General features: G+C 60.6%; 18 protein-coding genes. 8 read left to right on the top strand and 10 right to left on the bottom strand.

Features of this window, described 5'->3' with window-relative positions:
- Positions 1 to 224: 224 nt before the first annotated feature.
- The 8 genes from OHL13_RS07925 to OHL13_RS07960 all read right to left on the bottom strand — a co-directional run bounded on the left by OHL13_RS07925 (position 225) and on the right by OHL13_RS07960 (position 7,830).
- Positions 225 to 1,343, bottom strand: a complete 1,119-nt coding sequence (locus OHL13_RS07925) for a tail fiber protein (RefSeq protein WP_263409590.1) — start codon at positions 1,341 to 1,343, stop codon at positions 225 to 227.
- A 35-nt stretch (positions 1,344 to 1,378) separates the two neighbouring features.
- Positions 1,379 to 1,807 carry a hypothetical protein gene (locus OHL13_RS07930; protein WP_263409591.1) on the bottom strand — a complete coding sequence of 143 codons (429 nt, stop codon included), beginning with the start codon at positions 1,805 to 1,807 and terminating at the stop codon, positions 1,379 to 1,381.
- 725 nt (positions 1,808 to 2,532) lie between these two features.
- Positions 2,533 to 3,393 carry a hypothetical protein gene (locus OHL13_RS07935; RefSeq protein WP_263409592.1) on the bottom strand — a complete coding sequence of 287 codons (861 nt, stop codon included), beginning with the start codon at positions 3,391 to 3,393 and terminating at the stop codon, positions 2,533 to 2,535.
- A gap of 744 nt (positions 3,394 to 4,137) precedes the next feature.
- Positions 4,138 to 4,308 carry a hypothetical protein gene (locus OHL13_RS07940; RefSeq protein WP_263409593.1) on the bottom strand — a complete coding sequence of 57 codons (171 nt, stop codon included), beginning with the start codon at positions 4,306 to 4,308 and terminating at the stop codon, positions 4,138 to 4,140.
- Complete coding sequence (locus tag OHL13_RS07945; protein WP_263409594.1) at positions 4,309 to 5,208, bottom strand: tyrosine-type recombinase/integrase; 900 nt, start codon at positions 5,206 to 5,208, stop codon at positions 4,309 to 4,311.
- Positions 5,209 to 5,348: 140 nt separating this feature from the next.
- Entirely contained in the window at positions 5,349 to 5,558 is a 210-nt protein-coding gene (locus tag OHL13_RS07950; protein WP_263409595.1) for a hypothetical protein, read from the bottom strand.
- A gap of 278 nt (positions 5,559 to 5,836) precedes the next feature.
- Positions 5,837 to 7,429, bottom strand: a complete 1,593-nt coding sequence (locus tag OHL13_RS07955) for a chloride channel protein (RefSeq protein ID WP_263409596.1) — start codon at positions 7,427 to 7,429, stop codon at positions 5,837 to 5,839.
- Positions 7,426 to 7,830 carry a MarR family transcriptional regulator gene (locus OHL13_RS07960; protein ID WP_263409597.1) on the bottom strand — a complete coding sequence of 135 codons (405 nt, stop codon included), beginning with the start codon at positions 7,828 to 7,830 and terminating at the stop codon, positions 7,426 to 7,428. The genes OHL13_RS07955 and OHL13_RS07960 overlap by 4 nt, the downstream gene beginning before the upstream one ends.
- 171 nt (positions 7,831 to 8,001) lie before the next feature.
- Here OHL13_RS07960 and purB point away from each other — a divergent pair, with 171 nt between their 5' ends.
- Entirely contained in the window at positions 8,002 to 9,312 is a 1,311-nt protein-coding gene (gene purB, locus OHL13_RS07965) for an adenylosuccinate lyase (RefSeq protein WP_263409598.1), read from the top strand.
- A gap of 159 nt (positions 9,313 to 9,471) precedes the next feature.
- Here the strand turns inward: purB and OHL13_RS07970 are convergent, their stop codons facing one another.
- Positions 9,472 to 10,356, bottom strand: coding sequence for a LysR family transcriptional regulator (locus tag OHL13_RS07970; RefSeq protein WP_263409599.1), 885 nt, complete (start codon positions 10,354 to 10,356; stop codon positions 9,472 to 9,474).
- A 137-nt stretch (positions 10,357 to 10,493) separates the two neighbouring features.
- Between OHL13_RS07970 and katG the strand changes: the two genes are divergently transcribed.
- The 7 genes from katG (at position 10,494) to OHL13_RS08005 (ending at position 22,828) form a co-directional block, all read left to right on the top strand.
- Entirely contained in the window at positions 10,494 to 12,692 is a 2,199-nt protein-coding gene (katG, locus tag OHL13_RS07975) for a catalase/peroxidase HPI (RefSeq protein ID WP_263409600.1), read from the top strand.
- 344 nt (positions 12,693 to 13,036) lie between these two features.
- The gene (locus tag OHL13_RS07980) at positions 13,037 to 13,648 is read left to right on the top strand and encodes a porin family protein (RefSeq protein WP_263409601.1); all 612 of its coding nucleotides are present in this window, start codon (positions 13,037 to 13,039) and stop codon (positions 13,646 to 13,648) included.
- Between the two features lie 141 nt (positions 13,649 to 13,789).
- On the top strand, positions 13,790 to 15,049 hold the full coding sequence (locus tag OHL13_RS07985; RefSeq protein ID WP_263409602.1) for a glycoside hydrolase family 28 protein: 1,260 nt from the start codon (positions 13,790 to 13,792) through the stop codon (positions 15,047 to 15,049).
- A 122-nt stretch (positions 15,050 to 15,171) separates the two neighbouring features.
- Positions 15,172 to 15,738 (top strand): YkgJ family cysteine cluster protein, encoded by a 567-nt coding sequence (locus tag OHL13_RS07990; protein WP_263409603.1) that lies wholly within the window; start codon positions 15,172 to 15,174, stop codon positions 15,736 to 15,738.
- A gap of 137 nt (positions 15,739 to 15,875) precedes the next feature.
- Positions 15,876 to 16,730 (top strand): TIGR03435 family protein, encoded by an 855-nt coding sequence (locus OHL13_RS07995; RefSeq protein WP_263409604.1) that lies wholly within the window; start codon positions 15,876 to 15,878, stop codon positions 16,728 to 16,730.
- A gap of 40 nt (positions 16,731 to 16,770) precedes the next feature.
- Positions 16,771 to 19,407, top strand: a complete 2,637-nt coding sequence (locus OHL13_RS08000; RefSeq protein ID WP_263409605.1) for a PD-(D/E)XK nuclease family protein — start codon at positions 16,771 to 16,773, stop codon at positions 19,405 to 19,407.
- A complete protein-coding gene (locus OHL13_RS08005; protein WP_263409606.1) occupies positions 19,400 to 22,828 on the top strand; it encodes a UvrD-helicase domain-containing protein in 3,429 nt (1,142 codons plus the stop codon). The genes OHL13_RS08000 and OHL13_RS08005 overlap by 8 nt, the downstream gene beginning before the upstream one ends.
- Before the next feature lie 2 nt (positions 22,829 to 22,830).
- On the opposite strand, the gene OHL13_RS08010 is transcribed toward OHL13_RS08005, so the two are convergent.
- The gene (locus tag OHL13_RS08010; protein ID WP_263409607.1) at positions 22,831 to 26,046 is read right to left on the bottom strand and encodes a carboxypeptidase-like regulatory domain-containing protein; all 3,216 of its coding nucleotides are present in this window, start codon (positions 26,044 to 26,046) and stop codon (positions 22,831 to 22,833) included.
- Positions 26,047 to 26,204: the final 158 nt, after the last annotated feature.

The raw sequence follows: 26,204 nt of genomic DNA on the forward strand, positions 1-26,204 counted from the left end.
ATGGAGGCAGGCTCCGCCCATTTGAGGGCTTGGGGATTGATTTGGGCCAGCAGTCCGCTCGAAGTGCGGACGAGCAGGTCACTACGCAAACCATTCCTAGGACACAAATAAGTTGTTTCATCGCGTTTCCTCAAAAAAATCTCGGGTTAACTATTGGATCCGTTTTTCTGAATCTGTTTTTCATTCATGCTTGGCCGCTTATAGGTGGTTTCCCCATAAAGCGCTCATTGCAGCGTTACTCCCGCTTCGATCACACCTTTACCTGAATCCAGATGCCCCATAGCCTTGCCAATCACAGCACCCATCATTTTTGATTTGTCTGTACCTTTCATGGCATATCCCGGCGTTGACGAAGTCACCAGAAGATCACCCGGCTTGATTGGCCCGTTCTCCGTTGTCACCTTCGTCGGCACGATGCCAATCATCGCCATCGGGATCTCTTCTTCACTCTTAGCTGTCAACTGCCTGCGTCCCGTAAGGCCAGGCTTCGTCGAATAGATTCCCATCACCGCCGTTGAGTAGGGTTCGGTCGATTTCACGAAGCTCCCCTCAATTTTGGCATCGATCACAAGCACATCACCGGGCTCATAGCTCTTGCGATCACCAACGATATCCACCGACTCCGCATAATCTCCACCACATGTAGTTCCATTCCAAGGGACAGACTGGGTGCTCCCATCAGGGAAAACGAGATGAGCCCCACCCCCACTCAGCTTGATATTGCCTTGAACATCCAGGTTGGCGGCAGGAACAGGTGTGCCGATGCCAACGTTGCCTGCCAACGTCACAATAATCGCGTTGGAGGTTGCCGACTGATTTCCTGAGGAAGACACGCCGGTCCCAATTCCAAGATCATATTCACCAAGAGAGGAATTAATGAATTGCCCCACGAAAGCGTTGTGTTGAATAGATGCAGTTCCCGTCCATCGCGTGAAATTCAAACTAGGAAGGCTGCTTCCATTCAGGGACGCTCTAATCGCTGGATAATTGGGGTCAGACGCAATAAGGCCACCCGCTTTTACATTTCCATTAACTTCCAATTTTTCAATCGGAGTTGCGGTTCCGACGCCGATATTGCCCTGCGTGAACATGGAACCGGTACGGGCATCAAAGACAATTCCGTAGCCGCTGTAGCTGTTGCAACAGCTGGACTTGATTCCCAGGCCCCACCAGCTATTGATTTCGCTATTGACGGTGGTGAATGAAGCACTATCACCGTTTCCATTGGTGAAATTCCCGCCGCTGCTACTCAAGTTATAAGAGTCGGCGTTATATGTCGTCTGCGCTTGTGCATACCCGAGTGACATAGCCAAAGCAGCACCTACAACCAATAATCTCTTCATTTGCTTCTCCGTTCTGTCCAGATATCACCAGGCGCCTACTGCATCAAAATCACAACCTTGCCAATCACCGCGCCCAGCATCTTCGACCGGTCCGTGCCCTTCATCGCATAGCCCGTCTTCGACGACGACACCAGCAGGTCTCCTGGCTTGATCGCTCCGTTCTCTGCACTGACTTTCGTCGGAACAATACCGACCATCGCCATCGGCACTTCCTCGTCACTCTTCGCAGTCAACTGGCGACGCCCAGTCAACCCTGGCTTGGTCGAAAACACACCGGTAACGCCCGTGGCATACGTCTCAGACGACTTCAGGAACCCACTCTCATGCTCAGGATCAATCACCAAAACATCCCCAGGCTCGTACGTTTTACGGTCACCAGCGACATCCACCGACTCCGCATAGTCCCCACCGCACGTGGTTCCGTTCCATGCTGTCGACTGCACAGTATTGTCAGGGAAAGTCATCGACGCCCCAGTACCGCTAATCTTCACGCTGCCCGCTACATCTAGCTTGGCCAATGGAGAAGTTGTTCCGATGCCCACATTCCCGATAGCGGTAAGCGTCATCCGAGGCGCTGAGTCTGTAGCGAATTCGAGGTCCGGGGCCACCCCATTGCCATCTCTCCAGGCATCAATTCTTGCCTTGGCATATGTGGGAGACATCTGATTGTCCGTATAGATGCTGAATCCGAAGTGATGAGAAGATCCATTGCCGAATATCTGGTGAAGCATCAATCCTGACCAGTCGGTGTTGACGCCTTGCGATGGAAACGGATTTACAGCGGAATACCCGACGGAATAAAAGTTGTAGAGCCCACCAGCGGTCATCGATGACTTATCAAAATACGAACTGCCTAGCACAGTGAGCGTGCTTCCAGTGGTAAGCGTTCCGATCCCGATGTTGCCATTCAAGTCTGAGATATGAGAATCCCCAATCTGCGATCCACTCGTAAACTTTGGGATCACATTCGGTGTCCCACCACTTGTTGTCACCGTCTGTGTAATTGCGAATGAACACATGCCACATGTAATGCCCACGAACATAGCTCTAAATAGTCCACGCATCTCATCTCCTAAAAAAACAAACTGCGGAACACTATTGCAGCGATACCAGGACTTCGATCATGCCCGTACCTGAATCCAACTTGCCCATCGCCTTGCCAATCACCGCGCCCATCATCCTGGTCGGGTCAGAGCCCTTCATCGCATAACCCGGCTTCGACGAAGACACCAGCAATGTGCCCGGAAGAATCGGCCCATTCTCCGCACTTACTTTTGCCCAACATAGCCATCGGGACCTCTTCGCCAGTCTTTGGCGAGCCTTGGCGACGCCCCGTCAGTCCTGGCTTGGTGGAATAGATCCCAGCCACAAGCTGCGAATACGGCTCGGAAGCGAGTAGAAACTTATCCGGAGCATCGGCATTGATCACCAGCACATCCCCAGGCTCATACGCCTTACGATCACCAGCAACATCCACCGACTCCGCATAATCACCGCCACACGTTGTCCCATTCCAGGCTGTCGATTGCACCGTGCCATCGGGATAGGTCATCGACGCGCCCGTACCAGCGGTCAGCTTCAGGCTTCCATTGACTTCGAGTTTGGATCCCGGAGAGGTCGTGCCAATGCCCACGTTACCGTTTTTTATAATCTGCAGCCGCGAGTTCCAATTGGTCCCGTCGTATTGATAAAAAGCTATATTTCCCGACGAGGGCGAAGCATTCCGCGAGTCCGCAGCCAATCCCAGAAAGCCGTACTGGTCGGCCACTGAAAAGTCCCTGCCGCGCGCGGTAATATAGACACCATAGATATTATTGTTGTCAGCTACGCCTAAACTAAGACTGTTTGTGTATGAGCCCGCGTTTTGAACCGATGACGCATTGATCTCTCCATTTACATTCAGAGCGTAATTAAGGCTCGTCGCTCCAATGCCAACACGTCCATCCGCCCGGACCTTCATAACGCTGGTTCCCGATGACGTAACAAAGGATATTGCTGTTCGGAGAAATGGAAGTCCCATTTCCAGTTGCAAAAGCAAGATTAGCGCCATTGTTACTCGTGTCGGGTTGCCACGACCAAAATGTCGTTCCCCATCCATTCAGTGCATTAGCGGTCATGCCCCAACTTACCGGCCCATAGTCAGTGTCGAACCGGAGGGCGTTATACTGACGCGGATCTCCCCAGCCGAGAATACTAAGGCGAGCACTAGGTGTAGTTGTTCCAATCCCTACATTGCCATTCGATTCCGTAATCGCGGAATTGCCGATCTGCGATCCGCTCGTGAACTTAGGAATTTGGTTCGCTGTTCCTCCACCCGTCGTTACAGTCGTTTGAGCGGATGCCAAAACGGGCAAAAGCAGGAAAGAAAAGTAGAGACTTCTCGGCACAGAAGATAGCAACATGACGTCCCATCCCAGTAAAATTTCGGTAAAAGGAATGGGGCTGAAAGCCCTCCGTCAGGAGAGATCCGCCGTCAGTCACTTAGCCGGTTGGCTGACGGTAAGAGCTTCCCTAGCGAAGCGCAAGACACCAAAGGTCGCTAGACCTTCGTGCATGAAAAGTTAATCGGTTGATTAATGATTTTGGCCCCTATATAGCTTTTGTGATTCAGTGTTCAGAATCACACTCATCGTTACCAAAATTGAAAATGTAGGCATATCCAGATGGAGCCACACGGCATACACCTGAAGGCGATTGCCGCTAAGAACGCCCCAGCGGGGCAGCGGCAAATTAGCAGCTTCCTAAGCCAGCCTCCGCCAGCGGCTTCGGCAAGAACGGCTTAGAACGTACCGGGTCAGCGCGGCCTATGTCGCTGACCTCTCTTGCTCTTATCGTGCGTCTCTGCAGCCTTCGACGCCTTCGCTTTGGCGTCGTCACCATGTGGAAGCTCCCATCCCGTCATGCCCTGTAGCACGCGGTCCGCGTGCTTGATCGTGTTCACATGGCCATAGTGCTGTTCAATCATCTAGACGGACGTTCCCATCTGTTCAACCAGAAAATACACATCCACGCCCTCCTGTAATCGGAGAGTGGCATACGTGTGTCGAAAGCAATAGGTCGATCTCGGCACGCCCTGCGTGCCTTCGCGCAGGTTTGCTTTGTCCAGGAGATCGGCAATCAAAGAAACATAGAGACTCTTGGCAGGCTTGCCGTTCACCGTAGTAAAGACGCGATCTTCCAGCTCTGTTGCTTTGGATATCGAGCGGATACGTTCCAGATAATCTCCAACACTCTTCGGAGCAACAAGCTTCCTGGATTTCCCTTTGCCCTGCACGAATAGCACAACAATCTCCCGTCCCTCGCGGTCTTTCGCGGGCATGATGTCACGCCAGCGGAGGTTCTTCATCTCTGCTGGCCTCATGCCGGTATTACAGGAAATCAAGATCATGTTGTATGTGACAGTGCGATACCAGGTGCTTGATGGCTTGTCCGCTTCAGCGATCCATCTCCTGCCTACGGTATGGAGCTTGCGGTACTCCTCCAAAATGAACTCATCCCTCCGCATCGTCTTGAGTTTCGGGCGCTCGTCGTAACGCTGGCTCGCGGGAACGTACCGCTTCTTGATCGCGAAGTTCATCACAGCGCCGAAGATCGACATCTCGAAGCGGATGGTGGAATCACTGATAAAGGGAACCGCCTTCTCGGAAGGTTGAACCTCGATGGGTTTCAGAACCCTGATGCCCAGAGCGTTCTGTACTTTTGTTCGGCGCTCGGCCTCCTTCTCCGCAAACTCCTGGGCCAGTTCTCCGCTGACCTCGCGGACGCCATTTCGCTTAAGACGTCCCGCTCCGTTCACTCGTCGCCACGCCGGATAGCCGCCCCATAGCTCATCCCCGATCAAAATGCACCTGGGTGGAACCGACATACCTGTCCAAGGCTCCTTCGATGACGGCGCGAATTTTCTTGGGTCGCGCAGCACTGATCTCCCCACGATGCGCACGCGCCTCCTGCGTCAGCAGATACTCTCTGCCAACCTCACGGAACGGATGGTTGAACACCGGGACATCATGCTTCAGCCGGAACCGGATATCGGCATCCTGGTCGAAGGCGCGTTCCCGCGCCACTTCCACATCGGTTGTCTTTAAGGGAGACGGTTTTGTAGCGGTCTGCTTTCGGAATTTTCATCCGGCAGTACCACATGCGATGTTCCACGTCGCCACGCCGGAAGATCACCAGCCCCGGCTTGAGTTCGGCTTTGTCGGTGACGAATGCCATATCCGCCTCCTATGAACTAAGACGCGTTCTGTGCATATTCTGTGCAGGTTTTTCCGCTAAATGTCAGATTCTTCGTAATTGTGCAGGAGTTGTACCGGGTTACTGAAAATGCTAAGTGGGCTATTTATAGATATTTACGATACAGCTCTCATCCTGTAAGAATCTGCTTCTCAAGCAAAAAACCGTCAGGGCACGGCTTCAGCCGTGCCGAAGAAATCCCCTAAGAAACAAGAATGCCGGCCTCGATGGCCGGCGTCCCCCAAACTTACAATCTTTCATCACCGCCCCAGCGGCCACTTCATCCGGATAACCCGTTCCCGGTCGCCCTCGCGCTGGGCCGACTTCGCCCGCGCCTTCAGCAGGTCCATCATCCGCAACAGCCCCACGACATTCCCCGCCACATCCACCACCGGAATCACCTCGGCCTCGCTCAGCGCCATCTTCTCCGCCGCAGCCTTCAGCGTCTCACCCTCACCAATCGACATCTCCGGCGCGTCCAGCGGGCCCTCCACGAGGGACATCACCTCGCCCACCGTCACCATTTCCAGTGGATCGACCCCATACTCCCGCGACAGGTGCTTGCCCTTGCGGCTCAGCCCCGCCGTCAGCATGCTGCGCGGCTGCAGCAGGGCGCTCAAAGCATAGGCCGTCATGCAGGCCAGCAGTACCGGCAGCGTCAGGCCGCCGTTATGCGTCAGTTCCACCGCCAGCATCGCACTGGTCAGCGGAGCTCCTATCGACGCCGCCAGCAGACTCACCATGCCCACAGCCGCCCACGCTCCGGGGGAGATCCACGGTAGCCAATGCCCCATCGCCGCCCCCGACGCCGCGCCAATCATCAGCAGCGGAGCCAGGATGCCGCCCGCGGTGTTCGAACTCAGCGACCCCACCCAGATGACCACCTTCACCGTCAGCACGCCCAGCACCAGCGTCCAGGTCCAGTCCTGGTTCACAAAGTCGGTAATCGTTCCGTAGCCCACGCCAAGCGCGCGCGGAAAGAAATATCCGCCCACACCCACAATCAGGCCACCCAGCGCCGGATACCACATCCAGTGGATCGGCAGTTTCTCCCACTGCGCTTCGCACCAATGAATTGCGGTATTTAGCCCAATGGCCAGAAACGCCATCACCACACCCACGGCCAACGCTCCAACAAGCGCCTGGTGATGCATCACCACCGTCGTTGGCGGCATGGCGAAGATCGGTGCCGCGCCCAGCAGCAGACGTCGCACCGCAGCCGCTGTCACACATGCCATCGTCACCGGAACCAGGCTGCGCGGTCTCCACTCAAACAGCAGCAGTTCCACTGCCAGCAGCACCGCACTCAGGGGACAATAAAACGCCGCCGCCATACCCGCCGCGGCACCAGCCACCAGCATCACGCTGCGTTCCGCATCCGTCAGCGGAAGCAGCTGACCCAGCACGCTGCCCACGGCCCCGCCGGAGGCAATCACCGGGCCTTCCGCGCCGAACGGGCCACCGCTGCCAATCGAAATCGCCGTCGCCACCGGCTTCAGCACCGCAACCTTTGGGTCAACCTTAGCGCCGCCAAACACCACGGCTTCCACAGCCTCCGGCATACCGTGGCCGCGAATATTCTTCGCCCCGTAGCGGGCAATGGCGCCAACCATCAATCCACCAACCACCGGGATAAAAATGCTCCACCAGTGCATCGGAGCGTCCGCGGGCTCAACCTCAACAAACGCCCAGCGGTGAAAGTAAAATAGGTTCGTTGCCAGCCCAATCAGCCGGATCAGCACCCACGCCAGCACCGCACACACCGCACCCAGGCCAGCCGCCAACACGCTGACCACAATCATGCGGCTGTCGGCTGAGTAATCCCTCAGCGTACTCGCACCACTTTTGCTCACTTGGTCAATACCTTCTCCAGGGCCTGCCGGACACCAGGCCCTACCCGCTCCAGTTCGGTGAGATGCCGCTCCACCAGTCGCGCCAGAACCCGCTCTCCGCGCGGCGTCAATTTCAGCACCACCTTACGCGCATCCAGAAGGTCGCGCTTGCGAAGAAGCAGCTCCTCTTCCACCGCGCGTCCCACCAGTTCCACCGCCGAGTTGTGCTTCAGAAACATCCGTTCGGCCACGTACGCAATCGTCGCCGGCTCCCTGGCCGCGGCCACAACTTGCATCAACTGGTACTGCTGCGCCCGGATTCCTTCCTGCTCAGCCGCCTCTTCGCTGAAGCTCAAAAAACTGCGCAGTACATAGCGGAACTCCGCCAGCAGTTCCACCCGGTTCAAATCAATCTTCAGCACATATATATCGTATCACGATGTATTTATGGACAACTCCCCATGCGCAGTTCCCACTACGTCGGGATGGGCTCAGTACCACTCCATACCGCTAACCGTCTCAGTCTTTCCTGACATCGGAGAACTGACACCCGAGAACTTAGTAAACTGTTCTTTTACCGGAGAATCCAAGCAATGATCGCGCGCTATACCCGCCCCGAGATGGGCAAGATCTGGTCTGACGAGAACAAGTTTGCCTCCTGGCTCAAGGTTGAGCTGGCCGCCACCGATACCCTCGCCGACTTCGGCATCGTCCCCAAAGAGGCCGCCCTCGAGCTGCGCGAGAAGGCAAAATTCGACGTCGCCCGTATCCGCGAGATTGAGCTGGACACCCGCCACGACGTCATCGCCTTCACCACCAACGTCGCCGAGAACGTCGGCCCCGCCAGCCGCTGGCTGCACTACGGCCTTACCTCCACTGACGTGGTGGACACCGCCCAGGCACTGCAGCTTGCCAGTGCCAACGCCATCCTCCGCGAAGGCATCCTCAAGCTCATCCTCGTGCTCAAGCGCCGCGCCCTCGAGTTCAAGCACACCCCCATGATCGGCCGCACCCACGGCGTCCACGCCGAGCCCACCACCTACGGGCTCCGCCTCCTCCTCTGGTACGCCGAGATGCACCGCAACCTGCGCCGTTTCGACGCCGCAGCCGAGGACATGCGCGTCGGCAAGCTCTCCGGAGCCGTCGGCAGCTTCGGCCACCTGAAGCCCCAGCATGAAGAGCGCATCTGCGCCTCGCTCGGTCTTCGGCCCGCGGAAGTCTCCACCCAGGTGCTCCAGCGCGACCGCCACGCCGCCTACATCACCACGCTGGCCGTCATCGCCAGCACGCTCGACAAGATTGCCACCGACTGCCGCCACCTGCAGCGCACGGAAGTCCGTGAGGCCGAGGAGTTCTTCTCCGCCAAGCAGAAGGGCTCCAGCGCCATGCCGCACAAGCGCAACCCCATCACGGCAGAGAACATCTGCGGCCTCGCCCGCGTCATCCGCGGCAACGCCCAGGTCGCTCTGGAGAACGTTGCTCTCTGGCACGAACGCGATATCTCCCACTCCTCCGCCGAGCGCGTCATCCTGCCCGATACCACCATCGCCCTCGACTACATCCTGGAGAAGACCTCAAACCTCATCGACAAGCTGCTGGTCTACCCCGCGCGCATGATGAAGAACCTCGAGCTCACCGGCGGCCTCGTCTTCTCCGGCCAGCTCCTGCTCGACCTCGCCGAATCCGGCCTGTTGCGCGAAGACGCCTACAAGCTCGTCCAGTCGCACGCCATGGCCGCCTGGCAGAACGAGGGCGAAGGCCCCACCTTCAAGCAGCGCATCGCCGCCGAACCTGAAATCACCAGCCGCCTCTCGCAGGAAAAGATCGCCCTGGCCTTCACCTTCGAACGCCAGCTCGCCAATGTCGATACCATCTTCGAACGAGTCCTGGCCGAACACGCATAAGCCCACAGCAGATTCCTCCCGTTCTCCGTTGCACCTTCTTGGAGGTGTCATCCCGGCCAGCTTGCCGGCTGGGGTAGAGGGCAGCGGAGGAATCTGCTTTTCCCTGTCCCGTCCCCACCGCTCCTTCTCGTCGACCACGTTGACCGGATACCGCTGGAGCTAACTCGCCTTCTTCTCCCGCTTCCGTATCCCCGCCAGAAATGCCTGCTGCACGCGATTAAAACTTCTCCCTCGCAGCACCGCTGCCACCACCGTCCGGATCGCCCGGCTCTCCTTCAACGGCACGTAGCAGCAGTTCGCACTGCGGTCGATCGCCATCTCCGGCACCAGCGTCACCCCCAGCCCCGCGGCCACCATTCCCAGCAGGCTGCTGAACTGTCCGCTCTCGAAGGACACCGTCGGGCTGATCCGCGCGCTATGGCAGGCCGCCAGGCTAAGGTCACGGAAGCAGTGGCCATCGCGCAGCATCACGAACGACTCCTCGCGCAACTCCTTCAAAGAAACTGCCTCTGCATTCGCCAATGCATGCTCCTTCGGCAGCACCGCAAACAGCGGCTCGGTACGGATAGGAATCGTCTCCAAGTCCTTATGGCGCAGCGGAAGCGCGAGGATCGCAACATCAATCGACAGATCGCGCAGGGCTTCCACCAGCAAGGGAGTCGTCTCCTCCACAATGCGCAGCTTCGCCTCCGGATAGCGCCGCGTAAACAACGCTGTATAGCGCGGCATCAGGTACGGCGCAATGGTTGGGATCACACCGACCCCGACACTTCCCCGCAGGTCCGTCTCCTTGCTCGTAACGCTTGCGCGCGCGGCTTCCATCTGTTCCAGCACACTGCGCGCATGCGGCAGAAATGCACGTCCCGCCTCGGTCAGCCGGATGCTGCGTCCCAGCCGGTCAAACAGCTTCGCGCCCAGGTCCTCTTCCAGCTTCAGCACCTGCTGCGACAGCGACGGCTGGGCCACTTGACAGCGCTCCGCGGCGCGGCTGAAACTGCCCGTCTCGGCGATGGCACACACATAGCGCAGCTGGTGAAATTCCATAGTTAAAAACTATACGCCGCATGCGAATCATGTATTGGAGTTATGGCATCTGTCAGTGCTAGAGTCATCTTCGTCATCCGTTATGTGGCTTGTTCCAAGCCTGCAACACAACGAACCAAATGTAAGGAGAGTTCTTCATGTCCTCTGAGTCCAAGTGCCCGTTTCCCCATGGCGGCAGCAGCTCCGGCACCACCAACCGCGACTGGTGGCCCAATCAACTCAATCTGAACCTGCTGCACCAGCACTCCTCGCTCTCTGACCCCATGGGCGAAGGCTTCGATTACGCCGAGGAGTTCAAGAGCCTGGACTACGAGGCCCTGAAGAAGGACCTCGCCGCCCTCATGACGGACTCGCAGGACTGGTGGCCGGCCGACTTCGGACACTACGGCCCGCTCTTCATCCGCATGGCCTGGCACAGCGCAGGAACCTACCGTACCTTCGACGGCCGCGGCGGCGGCGGTCGCGGACAGCAGCGCTTCGCTCCCCTCAACAGCTGGCCCGACAACGTCAATCTCGACCGCGCACGCCGCCTTCTGTGGCCCATCAAGCAGAAGTACGGTAAGAAGATCTCCTGGGCAGACCTGCTCATCCTTACCGGCAACGTCGCCCTTGAAACCATGGGCTTCAAGACCTTCGGCTTCGCCGGTGGACGCGCCGATGTATGGGAACCCGACCTCGACGTGAACTTCGGCGCGGAGACCACCTGGATGGGCACCGACAAGCGCTACTCCGGCGAGCGTGACCTGGCCAACCCCTTCGGCGCCACCACCATGGGCCTGATCTACGTCAACCCCGAAGGCCCTGAAGGCGTACCCGACCCGCTCGCCGCGGCACGCGACATCCGCGTCACCTTCGGTCGCATGGCCATGAACGACGAAGAGACCGTTGCGCTGATCGCCGGCGGCCATACCTTCGGCAAAACCCACGGAGCAGGCACACCGGTTCCGAACGTTGGCCGCGAGCCCGAAGGTGCAGCCATCGAAGAACAGGGCCTCGGCTGGACCAGCGCCTATGCCACCGGCATTGGCGGCGACGCCATCACCAGCGGCCTCGAAGTCACCTGGACCACCAAGCCTACCCAGTGGAGCAACGACTTCTTCGACCACCTGTTCAAGTACGAGTGGGAGCTGACCAAGAGCCCCGGCGGCGCGCACCAGTGGAAGCCCAAGGGCGATGCCGGCGCAGGCACCGTCCCCGGCGCTCACGGCGAACCCGCCAAGCAACCCAACATGCTCACCACCGACCTCGCTCTACGCGTTGATCCGGCCTATGAGAAGATCTCCCGCCACTTCCACGAGAACCCCGACGCTTTCGCCGACGCCTTCGCCCGCGCCTGGTTCAAGCTCACCCACCGCGACATGGGCCCCCGCCCCCGCTACCTCGGCCCCGAAGTCCCTTCCGAGGTACTGATCTGGCAGGATCCCGTCCCCACCGTTGATCACGTCCTCGTCGACGATCAGGACATCGCCGCACTCAAGGAGAAGGTCCTCGCCTCCGGCCTCACCGTGCAGCAACTCGTCTCCACGGCCTGGGCCTCTGCCTCCAGCTTCCGCGGGTCAGACAAGCGTGGCGGGGCCAACGGCGCTCGCATCCGCCTGGAGCCGCAGAAGGACTGGACCGTCAACGAACCCGCCAGGCTGGCCATCGTGCTCACCAAGCTCGAAGCCATTCAGGCCGCTTTCAACGCATCCCAGACCGGCGGTAAGAAGATCTCACTGGCCGACCTGATCGTCCTCGCCGGCAGCGCAGCTGTCGAACAGGCAGCCCGCAACGCCGGCCTCAACATCGAGGTCAAGTTCTCTCCCGGCCGTACCGACGCCACGCAGGAGCAGACCGACATCGAATCCTTCTCCGTGCTCGAGCCGGCCGCCGACGGCTTCCGCTCCTACGCCCCCAACGCCGAAGCGCCGGCAGAGGTCTCTCTGCTGGACAAGGCACAACTCCTCACGCTCACCGCACCGGAGCTGACCGTACTCATCGGCGGACTGCGCGTCTTGGGTGCCAACTTCGGCGGAACGAAGTACGGCGTCTTTACCAGCAACCCTGGGGCGCTGACCAACGACTTCTTCCTCAACCTGCTCGACATGGGCACAGTCTGGAAGGCAGCCACCGACGCCAAGGACACCTTCGAAGGCCGCGACCGCAAGTCCGGCGCTGTGAAGTGGACGGCCACCCGCGCCGACCTCATCTTCGGCTCCAACGCCCAACTCCGCGCCCTGGCCGAGGTCTACGGCAGCACCGACGCCCACGCGAAGTTCGCCCAGGACTTCGCCCACGCCTGGACCAAGGTCATGAACCTCGACCGCTTCGACCTGGTAGCCGCAGGCAAGCAATAAACCAAAACCAAAACCAAACGCCCGGCTCCTCTTCGGAGAGCCGGGCATTTTCTTTGCAGAACGCTCTGCGGAATCTCCCCTGTTTTGTCATCTCGTAGGAAGCGCAGTAGCGGGACCTGCTTCCCGCTACTGCCTTTCTCGTCCTTTGTCATCCTGTAAGGACCTGCTTCTCACCTCACCCCGTTCTTTCAGGAACGGCCGCAGCCTTCGCTAAAACAGAAAAACCTTCAGCCAGCGCGCGCCAAGAGGGAAGTATGTATTTTAAAATATATACCTACCGGTAGGTATATATTAAGGAGACGTTGCCTGCTCCCCTTTCACGGCAACGACAAGGAGCTGAATTCATGAATAGACTCATTGGCAGCCTGCTCTTCATCCTGGCATTCCCGGGCTTCGTACGTGCGCAGGCCGTTGAAGCGACCATCTCCATGCCCAGACAACAAGTCGCCGTTCTCGGCAGCGGTATCTTCACCCGCAAGATCACCGACGCTGGCGTAACCTACAAGCCCACCTCTTCCGGTGGCGGAAGCTTTACCTATCGCTTCAACATCAACCGCTGGCTGGGGGTGGAAGCCGATTACGACTTCTTCCGGAATTCGCAAAAGTACCTTACCTCCAACTCCTCGTATGAGCTCAGGACCAATCTCCATGCTGCCAGTGGAGCGGTTGTCATCAACCTCCCCAACCCCCTCACCAAACGCATGAAGTCCTACTTCCTTGCCGGTGGCGGCGGCCTCATGTTCCATCCCCGCGACACCGAGTTGATCGATCCGCAGTTCAAACCCGCCATCGTCTTCGGCGGCGGAGTCGATATCCCCGTCTCCCGCCATCTCGCGATCCGGGGGCAGGCCAAAACCTTCCTCTACAAAGCTCCCGACTTCAAGGTTGAAAGCATCCGAACCAACAAGTACGCCCAGGGAATGGTCCCGTCCGTCGGCCTGGTATATAGCTTCTGATCCGTGAACCTCTCTCCAGTTTCGGCACGGAGGGAGGTTCACTTCGCACAATTGGTCAGTCCACTGATTGACTCTCCTCTCCCACAGCAGATACCCTTTCCTCCGGAAACATCCATATCTCCCGAAAGTGGTTCACCCCTTATGTCGAAGCACCTTGTTGCCCTGGCCCTACCAATTCTGATGGCCTCCGCCGCCTACGCAGCCCCGGTCTGCAACGTCGTCAAGTACGGAGCCAAGGCGGACGGCAAGACCAGGAACACCGCCGCCATCCAGAAGGCAATCGATGACTGCTCCGCGAAGAAGGGCACCGTGGTTCTCTCCGGCGGCACCTTCGTCTCCGGCCCGCTCGTGCTGAAAAGCAACCTGACCTTCCGCGTCGAAAAGGGCGCCACCCTGCTCGGCTCGCCCGACCACGCCGACTACCCTCAGATGGAAGTCCTCCGCGCCGCCGGCCGCCAGTCGTTGCTCTCCTCTGACCACGCCGAGAACATCACCATCAACGGCGGCGGCATCATTGACGGCAACGGCGAGAGCTGGTGGATTGAAGCCCGCCAGACCAAGAACGCCGGATTCGTCGGCGAAGGCACTGTCTTCCGCCCGCGCCTCGCCGTCTTCAATTACTCGAAGCACATCAAGATGGAAGACGTTACCTTCCAGAACTCGCCCTCATGGCAGATCGTTCCCTATTACTGCGACGACGTCATCATGCGCAACCTGCGCATCCTCGCTCCGGAGCACTCGCCGAACTCCGACGCCATCGATCCCTTCTCCACCTCGAACATGATCATCGACCACGTCTACGCCGATGTGGGCGACGACAACATCGCCATCAAGAGCGGACTGGTCAACTCCCCCGGCCCCGATGCGCCGTCAAAAAACATCACCATCACTGACTGCACCTTCATGCACGGCCACGGCCTCTCCATCGGCAGCGAGATCGCCGGCGGCGCTCAGAACATCCGCGCCGAGCGCATCCACTTCGACGGCACCGACCAGGCCCTCCGCATCAAGGCCAACCGCGACCGCGGCGCCGACGTAAGCAATATCGTCTTCAAGGACATCGACATCAAAAACGTCGGCATGGCCATCCTCATCTCCGAGTACTACCCCAAAGTCCTCCCGCCCGAGGGCGACTCGGCCCAGCCCGTCACCCGCCTGACGCCTCTCTTCCACGACATCACCATTGAGAACGTCACCGCCACCAACGCCAGGACCACCGGCGTCATCATCGGCCTGCCCGAAGCCCCGGTAAAGAACGTCATCCTGAAGAACGTCCACCTCGAAGGCGGCGAAGGTTTCCGCATCTCCGATGCCACCGTCACCGCGGAAGACTTCACCGTCAAGGCCTCCAAGGGCGAAGCCATCAAGGTCTTCCCCTCCGCCACCCTGACTAGGAAGTAGTGACCTCGCTTTTCTTGTTTGTCATTCCGCAGCGAAGCGGAGGAATCTGCTTCATAACGAAGGCCCGGCAACGCCGGGCCTTTCTGCATTAAACTTAGAACTCACACCTCACAACCGTCTTCATGACTGACTCCGACCTCATCCAGATCACCACCGCAGCCCTCGCAGCCTCCGCCGCCAAAGCGGGCGCCCACCTCACCTGCCACGCCGGCTGCCACCAGTGCTGCATCGGAGTCTTCCCCATCTCCGCCCTCGACGCCCATCGCCTCCGCTCCGCCTACGAACTCTCCCCAAAGCGGGCCACCATCCAGCAACGCGTCGAAGCAGCCGTCCAACGCCTCACACCCACCTTCCCCGGAGACCCCACAACCGGCCTGCTCGACACCGAAGACCCTGCCTTCGACGACTTCGCCAACGACGAACCCTGCCCCGTCCTCGACCCCGCCACCGGCACCTGCGACCTCTACGAAGCCCGTCCCATCCCCTGCCGCACCTTTGGACCACCGATGCGTACTGAGGACGATGGCCTCGCTGTCTGCGAACTCTGCTTCACCACCGCAACGCCCGAAGAGATCGCCGCCGCCGAAGTCGACCCCACCTTCCTTTCTCTCGAAGAAGACCTCAACGCCGAGTACGAACAACAAACAGCCACCCAAAGCCCCACCCTCATCGCCTGGGCCCTGCGCTAACCCCTCTGCCTTTTTGGTTGTCATTCCGCAGCGAAGCGAAGGAACCTGCTTTTCTTGATTTTCCGTTGCCCCATTCTTCGCGGCTTCATCGCGAAGAATGGAGTATCTCGCGAAGCGAAACCTTTTACATCGCCCCCATGAGAGGATGGCTCATCCACATCATCCCGGAGCAGCTAACCATGCAGTCGAATATCCGGCATCTGATCTGCGCCTCCTGCCTTCTCTTCACATCCGCACTCCACGGCCAGTCAGAGAAGTCCTTCGACATCGTCACCATCAAGAAGAGCAATACCGCGGACGGCGGCATGGGACTCGCACGCAGCACTCCTGACCAGGTCTCCATCATGCACACGGCCCTCCGCAACCTGATCGCCAGGTCGTACTCGCTTCGCGAAGACCTGGTCCTCGGCGGCCCCTCATGGCTCGACTCCGAAGAATTCGATATCCAGGCCAAGGTTCTGCCCGACGAGCACGGCAGCATCCCCCGCATGAACCGCGCCGAGACGCAAGCACGCCTGCAGACCATGCTGCGCGACCGGTTCCAGCTCAAATCTCACCTTGAAACACGAAATCTCTCCGTCTACGAACTCACCCTCGCCGACATCGACAAGCTCAAGCCAGCCAAACCCGGCGCCACCTACGCCGATGGCGTCAAAGGCCCCGATGGACGCACCGGCCCCGGCCTCCTGATAATCGAGAACAACCACTTCACCGGACAGGCCATCACCATTACCGCACTGGCAAACATCCTGTCAGACCTTCTGCACCGTACCGTCCTCGATCACACCAGCCAGCCCGGCCTCTACGACATCTCCTTCCAGATCCCCTCAGAAGTCACACGGCCTGCTAACGCCCCGGCCTCCGCGTCGGAAAGCGAAGAGCTTTCCCTTAGCACCGTCCTGCAGCAGGAGCTTGGCCTCCGTCTCAAATCCACCAAAGGCGAAGGCAAAGTGCTCATCATCGATCACATCGAAGAGCCCAGCCCCAACTAGCCGCCTCTTCTCCACAACCCTCAGCCTTAAACTAAAACAAGTGTCCAACCCCGCGATCCTTGAAGCGCTCCAGCGCGGCGCGACCATCCTCACCGGCAACCAGCGTGCCGCCCGCGCTCTCACGCGCGAGTACGCCCAGCACCAGCGCTCGCTTGGCCTCCGCGTCTGGCGAGCTCCTGAGATTCTTCCCTGGTCCGCCTGGACACGCACCCTCTGGCAGCAACTCCTCATTGACGGCCACGAGCAGCGCCTCCTGCTCAATCCGCTCCAGGAGTCCGAGCTCTGGCGCCGCATCATCTCCGACGACGAGCGCCTCGCCACCCTGCAATCGGCTGCCTCGCTCGCTCCGCTCGCCCAGCGAGCCCACACCCTGCTGCATCGCCATCGCGCCCGCCGCAATCTTGAGTTCCACGATCTAAACGCCGACCAGCAGGCCTTCCTGCGCTGGCTCCACGTCTTTGAACGCACCTGCCGGGCCGACTCCTGCCTGTCCGCCGCCGAACTGGAACCCGCGCTCGCACAGCACGCAGCCAGCCTGAGGCTCGCACCCGAGCATCTGCTCCACGGCTTCGATGGCCTGACCCGCGCCCAGCAGGCACTGCTGGAAGCCCTGCAGGCCCGTGCCAGCTTTACGGAGACATCCGCGCCACAGCTCACCACGTATGCCGCTCTGCATGCAGCCAACAGCCCCGAAGAAGAGCTGCTCTACCTCACCCAGCAGGTGCGCGATCTGCACCAGTCGCAGCCCGCCGCGCGCATCGCCGTCATCGTGCCCGATGTGCAGAACCAGCGCCCCATCCTCGAGCGAGCCTTCCGCAACACCGTCGCGCCGTGGCTCAACCGCATCGGAAACCAGTCGCCCGCACCGTTTGAGTTCACTCTCGGTACGCCGCTGGCCAGGGACCCTGCCATCCGCGCCGCGCTCCAACTCATCCGCTGGACAGGCCGCCCTCTTCCCTTCGAAGACGCCTCCGGCCTTCTGCGTTCTCCCTTTCTGAAAAGCGCCACGCAGGACTTCCTTTCACGCGCCGACTTCGATGCCCGCGTCCTTCGCGACCAGGCACTGGTTGAGCCCACGCTCTCCGTCGAGCGCGTGCTCACACTGCTGCACGCCAGGCTGCCCGGCAGGCTGCCACAGCTCGTCGAAGTTCTCGAAACCCTTCGTCGCGCCAACACGCGCCAGCGCAGCTTCTCCGCCTGGTCCACGCACATCCGCAACCTGCTTGCAGCCTGCGGCTGGCCCGGCGACCGCGCTCCGGACTCCACCGGCTTTCAGCTCATCGAGCGCTGGAACGACCTGCTCGACGACCTCACCAGCCTCGACTTCAATGGCGGCAGCTTCTCCTTCGCCGCCATGCTCGGCACACTGGAACAAGCCGCGCACAGCACGCTCTTTTCCCTGCGCTCCAGCAACGCTTCCATCCAGATCATGGGCGCGCTTGAGTCCGCCGGCTCTACCTTCGACGCCATCTTCTTTCTGAATGCCACCAGTACGGCATGGCCCGCGCCAGCCTCGGCACATCCGCTGCTGCCTTACCCTCTGCAGCGCGTCAACGCCATGCCCGGTGCGGACGCATCCACCGACCTCGTCCAGGCCGAGCGCATCACAACACGCATCCTTGCCAGCGCCCCACAGGTCACCGTCACCTACGCACGCGCGTTTGGCGAAGGCGAGCTTCTGCCATCACCGCTCTTCACGCATCTGCCTGTGGTCAACGCGGTTCCGCAACCGCCGCCACCCGCACCTGTCGTGCTCGAGGCCATCGACGACTCCGAACCTATTCCCGCTCCGCAGACACCCCTACGCGGCGGCAGTCATATTCTACGCAACCAGGCAGCATGCGCCTTCCGCGCCTTCGCCGAGAGCCGCCTCTTTACCCGCGCCCTTAACGATGACGCCCCGGGCCTCACCGCGCGCTCCCGCGGCAATCTCACGCACGCCGTGCTTGAACACTTCTGGCGCCTCGTCGGCGACCAGCAGAGCCTCAAACAGCTCTCTCCCGAAGATCTCAGCGCGCAGGTCGATGCAGCCATCACGAAAGCCTTTGCCGCCATCGCCACCGACAACTCGCACTGGAACCACGCCTACCTCCAGGTTCAGCGAGAACGCCTGCGCCGTTTGGTGCACACCTGGCTTGAGATCGAAGCCACACGTGCTCCCTTCACCGTCGCTGCGCTTGAAGAGAAGCGCGACCGCGTCGCCTTTGGACCTCTGGAACTGAACCTGCGCGCCGACCGCATGGACCGCGTCGAAGACGGCCTGGTGCTCATCGACTACAAGACCGGCGCAGCTACACCCAGGTCCTGGCTGGGTGATCGCCCCGACGAGCCGCAGCTTCCGCTCTACGCCTCCCTCTTCTCCGACGAGCCGGTCGCGGCCGTTGCCTTCGCCACCCTGCGCACCGGCAAGGAGATGCAGCTTACCGGCTTTCAAACAGCCGAAGGCGTACTTCCGAAGCCCAGCAAAGCGCAGCCCGATGAGCCCTTCTCCAAAACGCTCGCAAACTGGAAGCAGACCCTTCTGCGTCTGGCCCAGGAGTTCCACGAAGGCCACGCCGAGGTCAACCCGAAGAACTACCCCAAGACCTGCGAGTACTGCGAACAGCGTCTGCTCTGCCGCCTGAACCCGGCCACGCTTGAAACAGACGAAGACGAGACGGAGGACGGCGATGAATAAGCGGCCCACCGACTTTGCCCAGCGCCAGGCCGCGCTGAACACACGCGCCTCCATCCTTGTTGAGGCCCCTGCAGGCTCCGGAAAAACCGGCCTGCTTATCCTTCGTTACCTCAAGCTGCTCGCCGACTCCTCCGTCGAACAGCCCGAGCAGATTCTCGCCATCACCTTCACCCGCAAGGCAACGGCTGAAATGAAGGCCAGGGTCTTCGAGGCTCTGGAGTCCGCACGTACCCAGCCCGAACCGCAGGCCGATGACGAGTTCGACCACAAGCTGCAGATCCACCGCACCGCCACGGAGGTACTCACCCGCGACGCCGAGCTCGGCTGGAGCCTGCTCAGCAATCCGGGCCGCCTCAACATCCGCACCATCGACTCCGTCTGCACGGAACTGGCCCGTTCCATGCCTGTGCTTGCCGGGGCAGGCGCTCTGCAGCAGCCGGTCGATGACGCCTCGGCTCTTTACCGCGAAGCCGCAGCCCGTACCCTGCGCCTGCTCGGCGGCGACGACCCGCAACTGAACGCCGACATCCGCACGCTCCTCTTGCACCGCGACGGCAACCTCTCCGGCTGCGAAGCCCTCATCGCGGAGATGCTGGCCCTGCGCGAACAGTGGGGACACATCGTTCCCTTGACCGGCGACCTCAGCGAACAGGCACTCGACAACGATGTCCGCCCGCGCCTGGAAGCAGCTATCCGGCATATCCTCTGCACGGAGCTGACGCGCCTGCGCGACACGCTCGGCGACGACCTCGCCCATCGCATCGCGCGCATGGCGGCTGCCTTTGGCGAGGAGCCCTCCTACGCCTCCATCCCGAACCCCTATGTCCTGTGCGTTGGCCTAGCCCGTCATCCGGATCTGGAGCCGCACGCGCTTGAACAATGGAAGACCTTCGCCACCATGTTCACCACCGGCGAAGGCAAGGCCTGGCGCTCCGGCTCAACCTTCAACCGCAAGAACATGAAGGTCGATGCCTCCCCGGCGCTGCAGCAGCAGTTCAAATATCTGCTGGCGGACGTCGCACGTAACGACGCCCTTCTGCCCCTCTTCAAAAACATCCTTCGCCTGCCGGAAGCCACGTATCCCGACGACCAGTGGCAGGTCGCCAAGGCGCTCTTCCGTCTGCTGCGCGCCGCCATGGTTGAGCTCCGTCTGCTCTTTGCCGAGCGCGGACAATGCGACTTCTCGGAGCTCTCACTCGCCGCCCGCGCTGCTCTGGACCACGATGCCACCGCCGCCACCCTTGCCGCCGGTCTCGGCATGCGGCTGCAACATCTGCTCGTCGACGAGGTGCAGGACACCTCCACCTCGCAGTACGACCTGCTCGAAAAGCTGACCGAAGGCTGGGACGGCGTCAGCCAAACCATCTTCCTCGTCGGCGACCCCAAGCAGTCCATCTACCTCTTCCGGCAGGCGCGCGTCGAACGCTTCCTCGAAACGATGAAGACCGGCAGGCTCGGCACTCTCCCCTTGCACGTCGTGCAACTGACCACCAACTTCCGCTCGCAGCAGCACCTGGTGGAGGCCTTCAACCGCCACTTCACGCCCATCTTCAGCGGAGACGAGATTACCTACACAGCTGCCGCTCCCCACCTTGCGCCGGAAACCAAAAATGCCTTCCAGTGGAACGGCTACGTCAGCAGCTTCGCGCAGAGCTCACCCGAGGGCAAACGTGAGGCCCGCGAGCAGACCCGGGAGTTCGCCCGTACCATCGCTACCCTTGTCCGCACCGGAGCGGGCTCCAAGGCCGTCCTTGTCCGCGACCGCAAGCACCTGCTCGATGTCATCGCCGCCTTCCGGGCCGAACACATTCCCTACCGCGCCGTCGAAATCGACTCACTGGCCGAGCGCATCGAGATCTTCGACCTGCAGGCGCTGACCCGCGCCCTTCTGCACCCGGCCGACCGTCCCGCATGGTTCGCCATCCTGCGCGCCCCGTGGTGCGGCCTCTCTTTGGCAGACCTCCACCTTATCGCCGGCCAGGACGACCACTCCCTGAGGAACCATCCTGTACCGCGTCTGCTCGCCGAGCGCATTCCCCTTCTGCCCGCTGAAGCCGCGCAACGTGCCGGCCGCGTCTGGGCTGTTCTGGAAGCAGCGCTGGCCGAACGCGGCACACAGTCCACCGCCCGCTGGGTCGAACGCACCTGGCGCTCCCTCGGCGGCGATCTCGGCCTCACTTCGGACGCTCTCGCCAATGCGGAAGCCTACTTCCGCCTGCTCGATGCGCTGGAGACCACCGGCGCCTCCCTGAGCACCCTGCCCGAGCGGCTGAAGAAGCTGTATGCCACCCCGGAACACCACCCGGAGGCCGTCGACCTTCTGACCATCCATAAGTCCAAGGGACTGGAATGGGACACCGTCTTCGTCCCCGCGCTCGAACGCAGGTCCGGAAGCAACGGCTCCCGCGCGCTCACCTGGCTGGAGCTGGAATCGCACGATCACCTGATCCTGCTCTCGCCCATTGCCGACAGCGAGACGAAGTCGAACCTCCTCACTTCCTGGATCAACAACATTCACAATTCCAGGGAAGCATCTGAAAGAAAAAGACTTTTCTACGTTGCGGCGACACGCGCCAGAAAAAGCCTCCACCTGTTTGCCGTGACCCATACCGGTGCCAAGGGCGAGGTAAAGCCGCAGACCGGAACGCTGCTGGACGCGGCATGGCCGGCAGCTCAGGCGCACTTTGCCCCAGTGCTCGCACCAGTTCTTCCTTTCCCGGCACCTCTGCCTGAGGAAGAAGGATTGACCCTTGCCGCCGCAGCCGAGGGTGGCCCCATGCGCCTGCCCACGGACTTCAACCCCACCGCCTTCCTCACGGCCCCGGAAATCACCCCTCCGGAGCAGCCAGCCGTTTCTACGTACCAGCGTCCGCAGGGAGACGTGGAAGCCCGCTCCTTTGGCAACGTGGTTCACCTTCTGGTGGAGTCGCTCGCCGACTCCATCGCCCGCGGCGTAGAGCCCGACGTGAGCCAGTGGCACTCCCGCGCGCACGCCCTCCTCCGCATGGAAGGCACACCACCGGACGAACTTGCGCAGGCCTCGCAGCAGGTCGTGCGAGCGCTGGAGAAGATGCTGCTTGACCCCGAGGGCCGCTGGCTTTTGGAGCCACACACGGCAGCCGCAACCGAGTTTGCGCTGGAGGATGAAACCGGCCGCCGCCTGCGCACCGACCGCACCTTTGTGGCCGGTCCGGCGCCGCTGGCGCCTGGCGAGGCGACGCTCTGGATCGTCGATTTCAAGTCTTCGACGCTCTCTGGAGGCGATTTAAATGCGTTTTTAAGCGCCCAAAAACGCATTTACGCCCCAAAAATGACGCAATATGCGCGCACAAAACGCGCCGAAAGCAGCGCAGAGACGCCCATCATGCTGGCGCTCTACTTTCCGCTGCTCCCGGCGCTTCTGTACTGGCCGGCGGAGTAGCCTTACCAGCGAACCCGGGCCGAAACCTGTAACTGGCGCGAGGTGGTGGAGGTGCTGGTGATGAGCCCCGCCGTACTGGAAGGCGCAGCGTTCGCCGAGGAATACACCACCAGGTTGGGTGTGTTGAAGTTGGTATGGTTCAGCAGGTTGAAAGCGTCGCCGCGCAGTTCCAGGTTGAACCGCTCCAGCAGTTGCAATGTCTTGTACAGGGAAACATCCAGCGTCGTAGCCGCTGGCCCGGTCAGGCTGTTGCGCTGCACATTGCCATAGGTCCCGTTTTGCGGAACAACAAAGGCCGTCGGGTCAAAGTACTGCCGTGGATTGCCCGTGATGATGGAACCGCGGAAGTTCGGGTTCAGCGACGGACGGACAGGATTGCTGGTATCGCCATTGTTGGACGGGTTGAAACTCAGCGACGGCGTGAACGGATATCCGCCCTGGTAGTTGAAGATGCCCGACAGATTCCATCCGCCCGCAAGCGATTCCGCCAATCCCTGCGCCTGTCCCAGGAAAGCGCGCCCCTTGCCTACCGGAATCGCATAGACGGCACTGACGGTAGCCGCGTTGCGGACATCGAAGTTCGAACGTCCCCAGTCCAGCTTCAGGTTACGGGCATCGGTCGCCAGCCCCGGTGAATTGGCCGCACCGCTGGCATTCAGAGAGTCTTCATCATCCATTGACTTCGACCAGGTATAGGCCGCGCGTATATCCAGGCCATGGCTCATGCGCTTCCTGAGATCCACCTGCAAGGCGTTATACATGCTGGTCGCGCTGGAGATCCAGGCCCATCCACTGCCCAGCTCCGGATTCGCCAGCGGCGTATTCGGTGCGTGATAGATCGCTCCTGGCGCCAGCCCCTCCGGGCAGCCCGCAGAGGGGCAAGGCGTAGGCAATGCCTGGTTCAGGTTGGCGCTGGAGGTCTCATGATAACCATGCGAACCGACATAACCGAGCGTGAGCGTCGTACCCGGTGTGAGGATCTGCTGAACCTTCAGGGCGTAGGAAAGCACCGTAGGCGTGTACATATCCTGCTGCACGCCATTCGGCGCGACAAGCCCGCCCTGCACGGCCTGACCGGGCACAATCGGGAGGCTGGCCAGTGCGACGTTCTTCAGCGTGACGGTCGTGTTGAAGGGAGCATTCTGGTCAGTGCGATATCCCAGGGCATCCAGCAGGTCGTTGTACATACCGAAGCCACCCTGGATCATCGTCGTGCCGTTGCCCAGGGCGTTCCATGCAAAACCGACGCGCGGCTGCGGCAGGAACTTCGCTCGATTGGTGGTGAAGGCCGAGGAACCGATACGTGGCTGGGTCAGCAGGATGCCATCCGGCGCCGTAACAAAGGTGGAAGCGCGTCCGTGCGCCTCGTTCCATCCGTTATCGCCTTCATAGCGAAAGCCAAGCGTCAGCGAAAGACGGCGCGCAACCCTGTACTGGTCCTGAACAAAGGCGGCCACTTCAACCGAACGCCAGTTCATGCTGGTGGGTGACGGTACCGCGGTAAAGGTGGTGACAGTGCCTTCAAGAAAGTTTTGCAGCGACGAGAACGCGGCCTGTCCCCACTGGCTCAGCGCAAGATCATCGTTGAACTGCACACGCTGCACCCACACACCGGCACTGAGGGAGTGCCGCCCAAGGGCGTAGGTAAAGGTGTCTGCCCCGGTAAACAGGTTGCGCACCGAGGAGTGATCCGCTCCGGTATTGGTGCCGGCGGAGGTGATAGAGCTGGAGGTGTTCGGTGTTGCGCTGCCGCCGACCGTCACCACGCCCACGGGCTTACCGGCGACAAAGGACGGAACACCCTGCGCCGTCGTGGCGCTGGTGAAGAAATAGTGCGCACGGGAGTAGCCGCCCGTCACCTGGTTGATCACCTTCGTGGAAACCACGCGCGTTTCGCGCACACTGGCCACCTGCTCGCGCAGACTTTCAACATCCAGCGTGAAAGGGTTTGCGGTGGGTGTATTGTCGGCGCTGTCATCCACAAGATACGTCGCGCTCAGCGAATCCTTACCGGTAAGGAACTGGTCCAGCCGGGTCATGGCGAAGTTCTCGCGGATGCTTTGCTTCGGATGGCTGAAGGACTCCGCAATGCCGTTGCCAAGCTCGGGCCCGTTCGCCACGGGCCACAACGACAGAAACGGAGCCGTTGCCGCGGAGACGCCGACATGAGTGAGCAAGCCATTGGCTGATGGCAGATAGCCCTGCCGCGCATTGCTATCCGGCACCAGGGTTACGGCACTGATCCCAAGATTCTGCCGGAAGCCCTCATAGTTCCCGAACAGGAAGGAGCGGTCGCGCTTGAGCGGTCCACCCAGTTGCACTCCAAACTGGTTGCGCTGGAACTCGGGGATTGTTCCCTGGTCAAAGTAGTTGCGAGCGTCCATGGCGCTGTTACGCAGAAACTCATACGCCGAGCCATGCAGTGCGTTCGAACCGGAGTCAGCCACCATCAACACCTGCGCTCCAGGCCGCTTGCCATAGGCCGCGCTGTACGTGTTGGTCAGCACGTTGAACTCGCGCAGGGCATCCACACCGAGCAGCAGCCCACTGGTGCCACCCGGAGTCTGGTTTAACCCACTGGCCCCGGTGTACTCCACACCGTCCACCAGGAAGAGGTTCTCCTGCGGGCGGCGGCCCGAAACGGCAAACTGGTTGCCCACCACCGAGTTCGAGGTGCCAATACCGCCGGTCCGCTCGCTGGTGAAGTTGACGATACCGGGATTCAGAATCAGCAACTGGTCAAAGGAGCGGCCATTCAAAGGAAGATTGCGAATCTGCTGGCCAGTAACAAGGCCGTTAGTCTCGTCCATGCCAACACCGGTCAGCGATGAGGTGGCGTCTACCTCTACCTGCTGCGTAACCTCACCAGGAACCAGCGTGAGATCGAGCGCCGCCGACTGACCCACCGTCAAGGCAAGATCGTGCCGCACCGCCGTGCGAAAGCCTGTTGCTGAAGCCTCAAGGTTGAAGTTCCCCGAAGGCAGCAGCGGAAAAGAAAAATGTCCTTCCTCATCCGTAACGACAGTGCGTTCGGCATTCGAAGTCGTGTTGCGCAGCGATACAACCCCGGAGGAGATCACCGCATGGTGCGGATCATACAAGGTGCCGCTGATCGTTGCGGTCTGCTGCGCGTGGCTTGCGGCAACGCAGAAGGCAGTCAGAAATGCTGCGATCCAAAGCCGTATCCATAGCCGGGACGAACTCGTTGCGTATGTCACAGGAACCCTCTCCAAAGTAGAGGGAGGCGAGGCATTGCCGAACCTCCCGCGTGTTATCTGTCCGCGCTTTCCTCGAAGGGAAAAGCACTTTTTTGCCGTGCGAAAGAGCACGTATCGTGCGCTGTTACCGAAGGAGATTGCTCCTTCCGTACTTTGGT

Source organism: Terriglobus tenax, assembly GCF_025685395.1.
Taxonomy (GTDB): Bacteria; Acidobacteriota; Terriglobia; order Terriglobales; family Acidobacteriaceae; genus Terriglobus; species Terriglobus tenax.

Excerpts from the sequence above, each read along its gene's own strand:
- OHL13_RS07980 (WP_263409601.1), top strand. The coding sequence starts at position 13,037 with ATGAATAGACTCATTGGCAGCCTGCTCTTCATCCTGGCATTCCCGGGC.
- OHL13_RS07985 (WP_263409602.1), top strand. The coding sequence starts at position 13,790 with ATGTCGAAGCACCTTGTTGCCCTGGCCCTACCAATTCTGATGGCCTCC.
- OHL13_RS07995 (WP_263409604.1), top strand. The coding sequence starts at position 15,876 with ATGAGAGGATGGCTCATCCACATCATCCCGGAGCAGCTAACCATGCAG.
- OHL13_RS07940 (WP_263409593.1), bottom strand. The coding sequence starts at position 4,308 with ATGATTGAACAGCACTATGGCCATGTGAACACGATCAAGCACGCGGAC.
- OHL13_RS07970 (WP_263409599.1), bottom strand. The coding sequence starts at position 10,356 with ATGGAATTTCACCAGCTGCGCTATGTGTGTGCCATCGCCGAGACGGGC.
- OHL13_RS07990 (WP_263409603.1), top strand. The coding sequence starts at position 15,172 with ATGACTGACTCCGACCTCATCCAGATCACCACCGCAGCCCTCGCAGCC.
- OHL13_RS07935 (WP_263409592.1), bottom strand. The coding sequence starts at position 3,393 with ATGGCGCTAATCTTGCTTTTGCAACTGGAAATGGGACTTCCATTTCTC.
- OHL13_RS08005 (WP_263409606.1), top strand. The coding sequence starts at position 19,400 with ATGAATAAGCGGCCCACCGACTTTGCCCAGCGCCAGGCCGCGCTGAAC.
- OHL13_RS07950 (WP_263409595.1), bottom strand. The coding sequence starts at position 5,558 with ATGGCATTCGTCACCGACAAAGCCGAACTCAAGCCGGGGCTGGTGATC.
- OHL13_RS07925 (WP_263409590.1), bottom strand. The coding sequence starts at position 1,343 with ATGAAGAGATTATTGGTTGTAGGTGCTGCTTTGGCTATGTCACTCGGG.
- katG (WP_263409600.1), top strand. The coding sequence starts at position 10,494 with ATGTCCTCTGAGTCCAAGTGCCCGTTTCCCCATGGCGGCAGCAGCTCC.
- OHL13_RS07945 (WP_263409594.1), bottom strand. The coding sequence starts at position 5,208 with ATGTCGGTTCCACCCAGGTGCATTTTGATCGGGGATGAGCTATGGGGC.
- purB (WP_263409598.1), top strand. The coding sequence starts at position 8,002 with ATGATCGCGCGCTATACCCGCCCCGAGATGGGCAAGATCTGGTCTGAC.
- OHL13_RS07930 (WP_263409591.1), bottom strand. The coding sequence starts at position 1,807 with ATGACTTTCCCTGACAATACTGTGCAGTCGACAGCATGGAACGGAACC.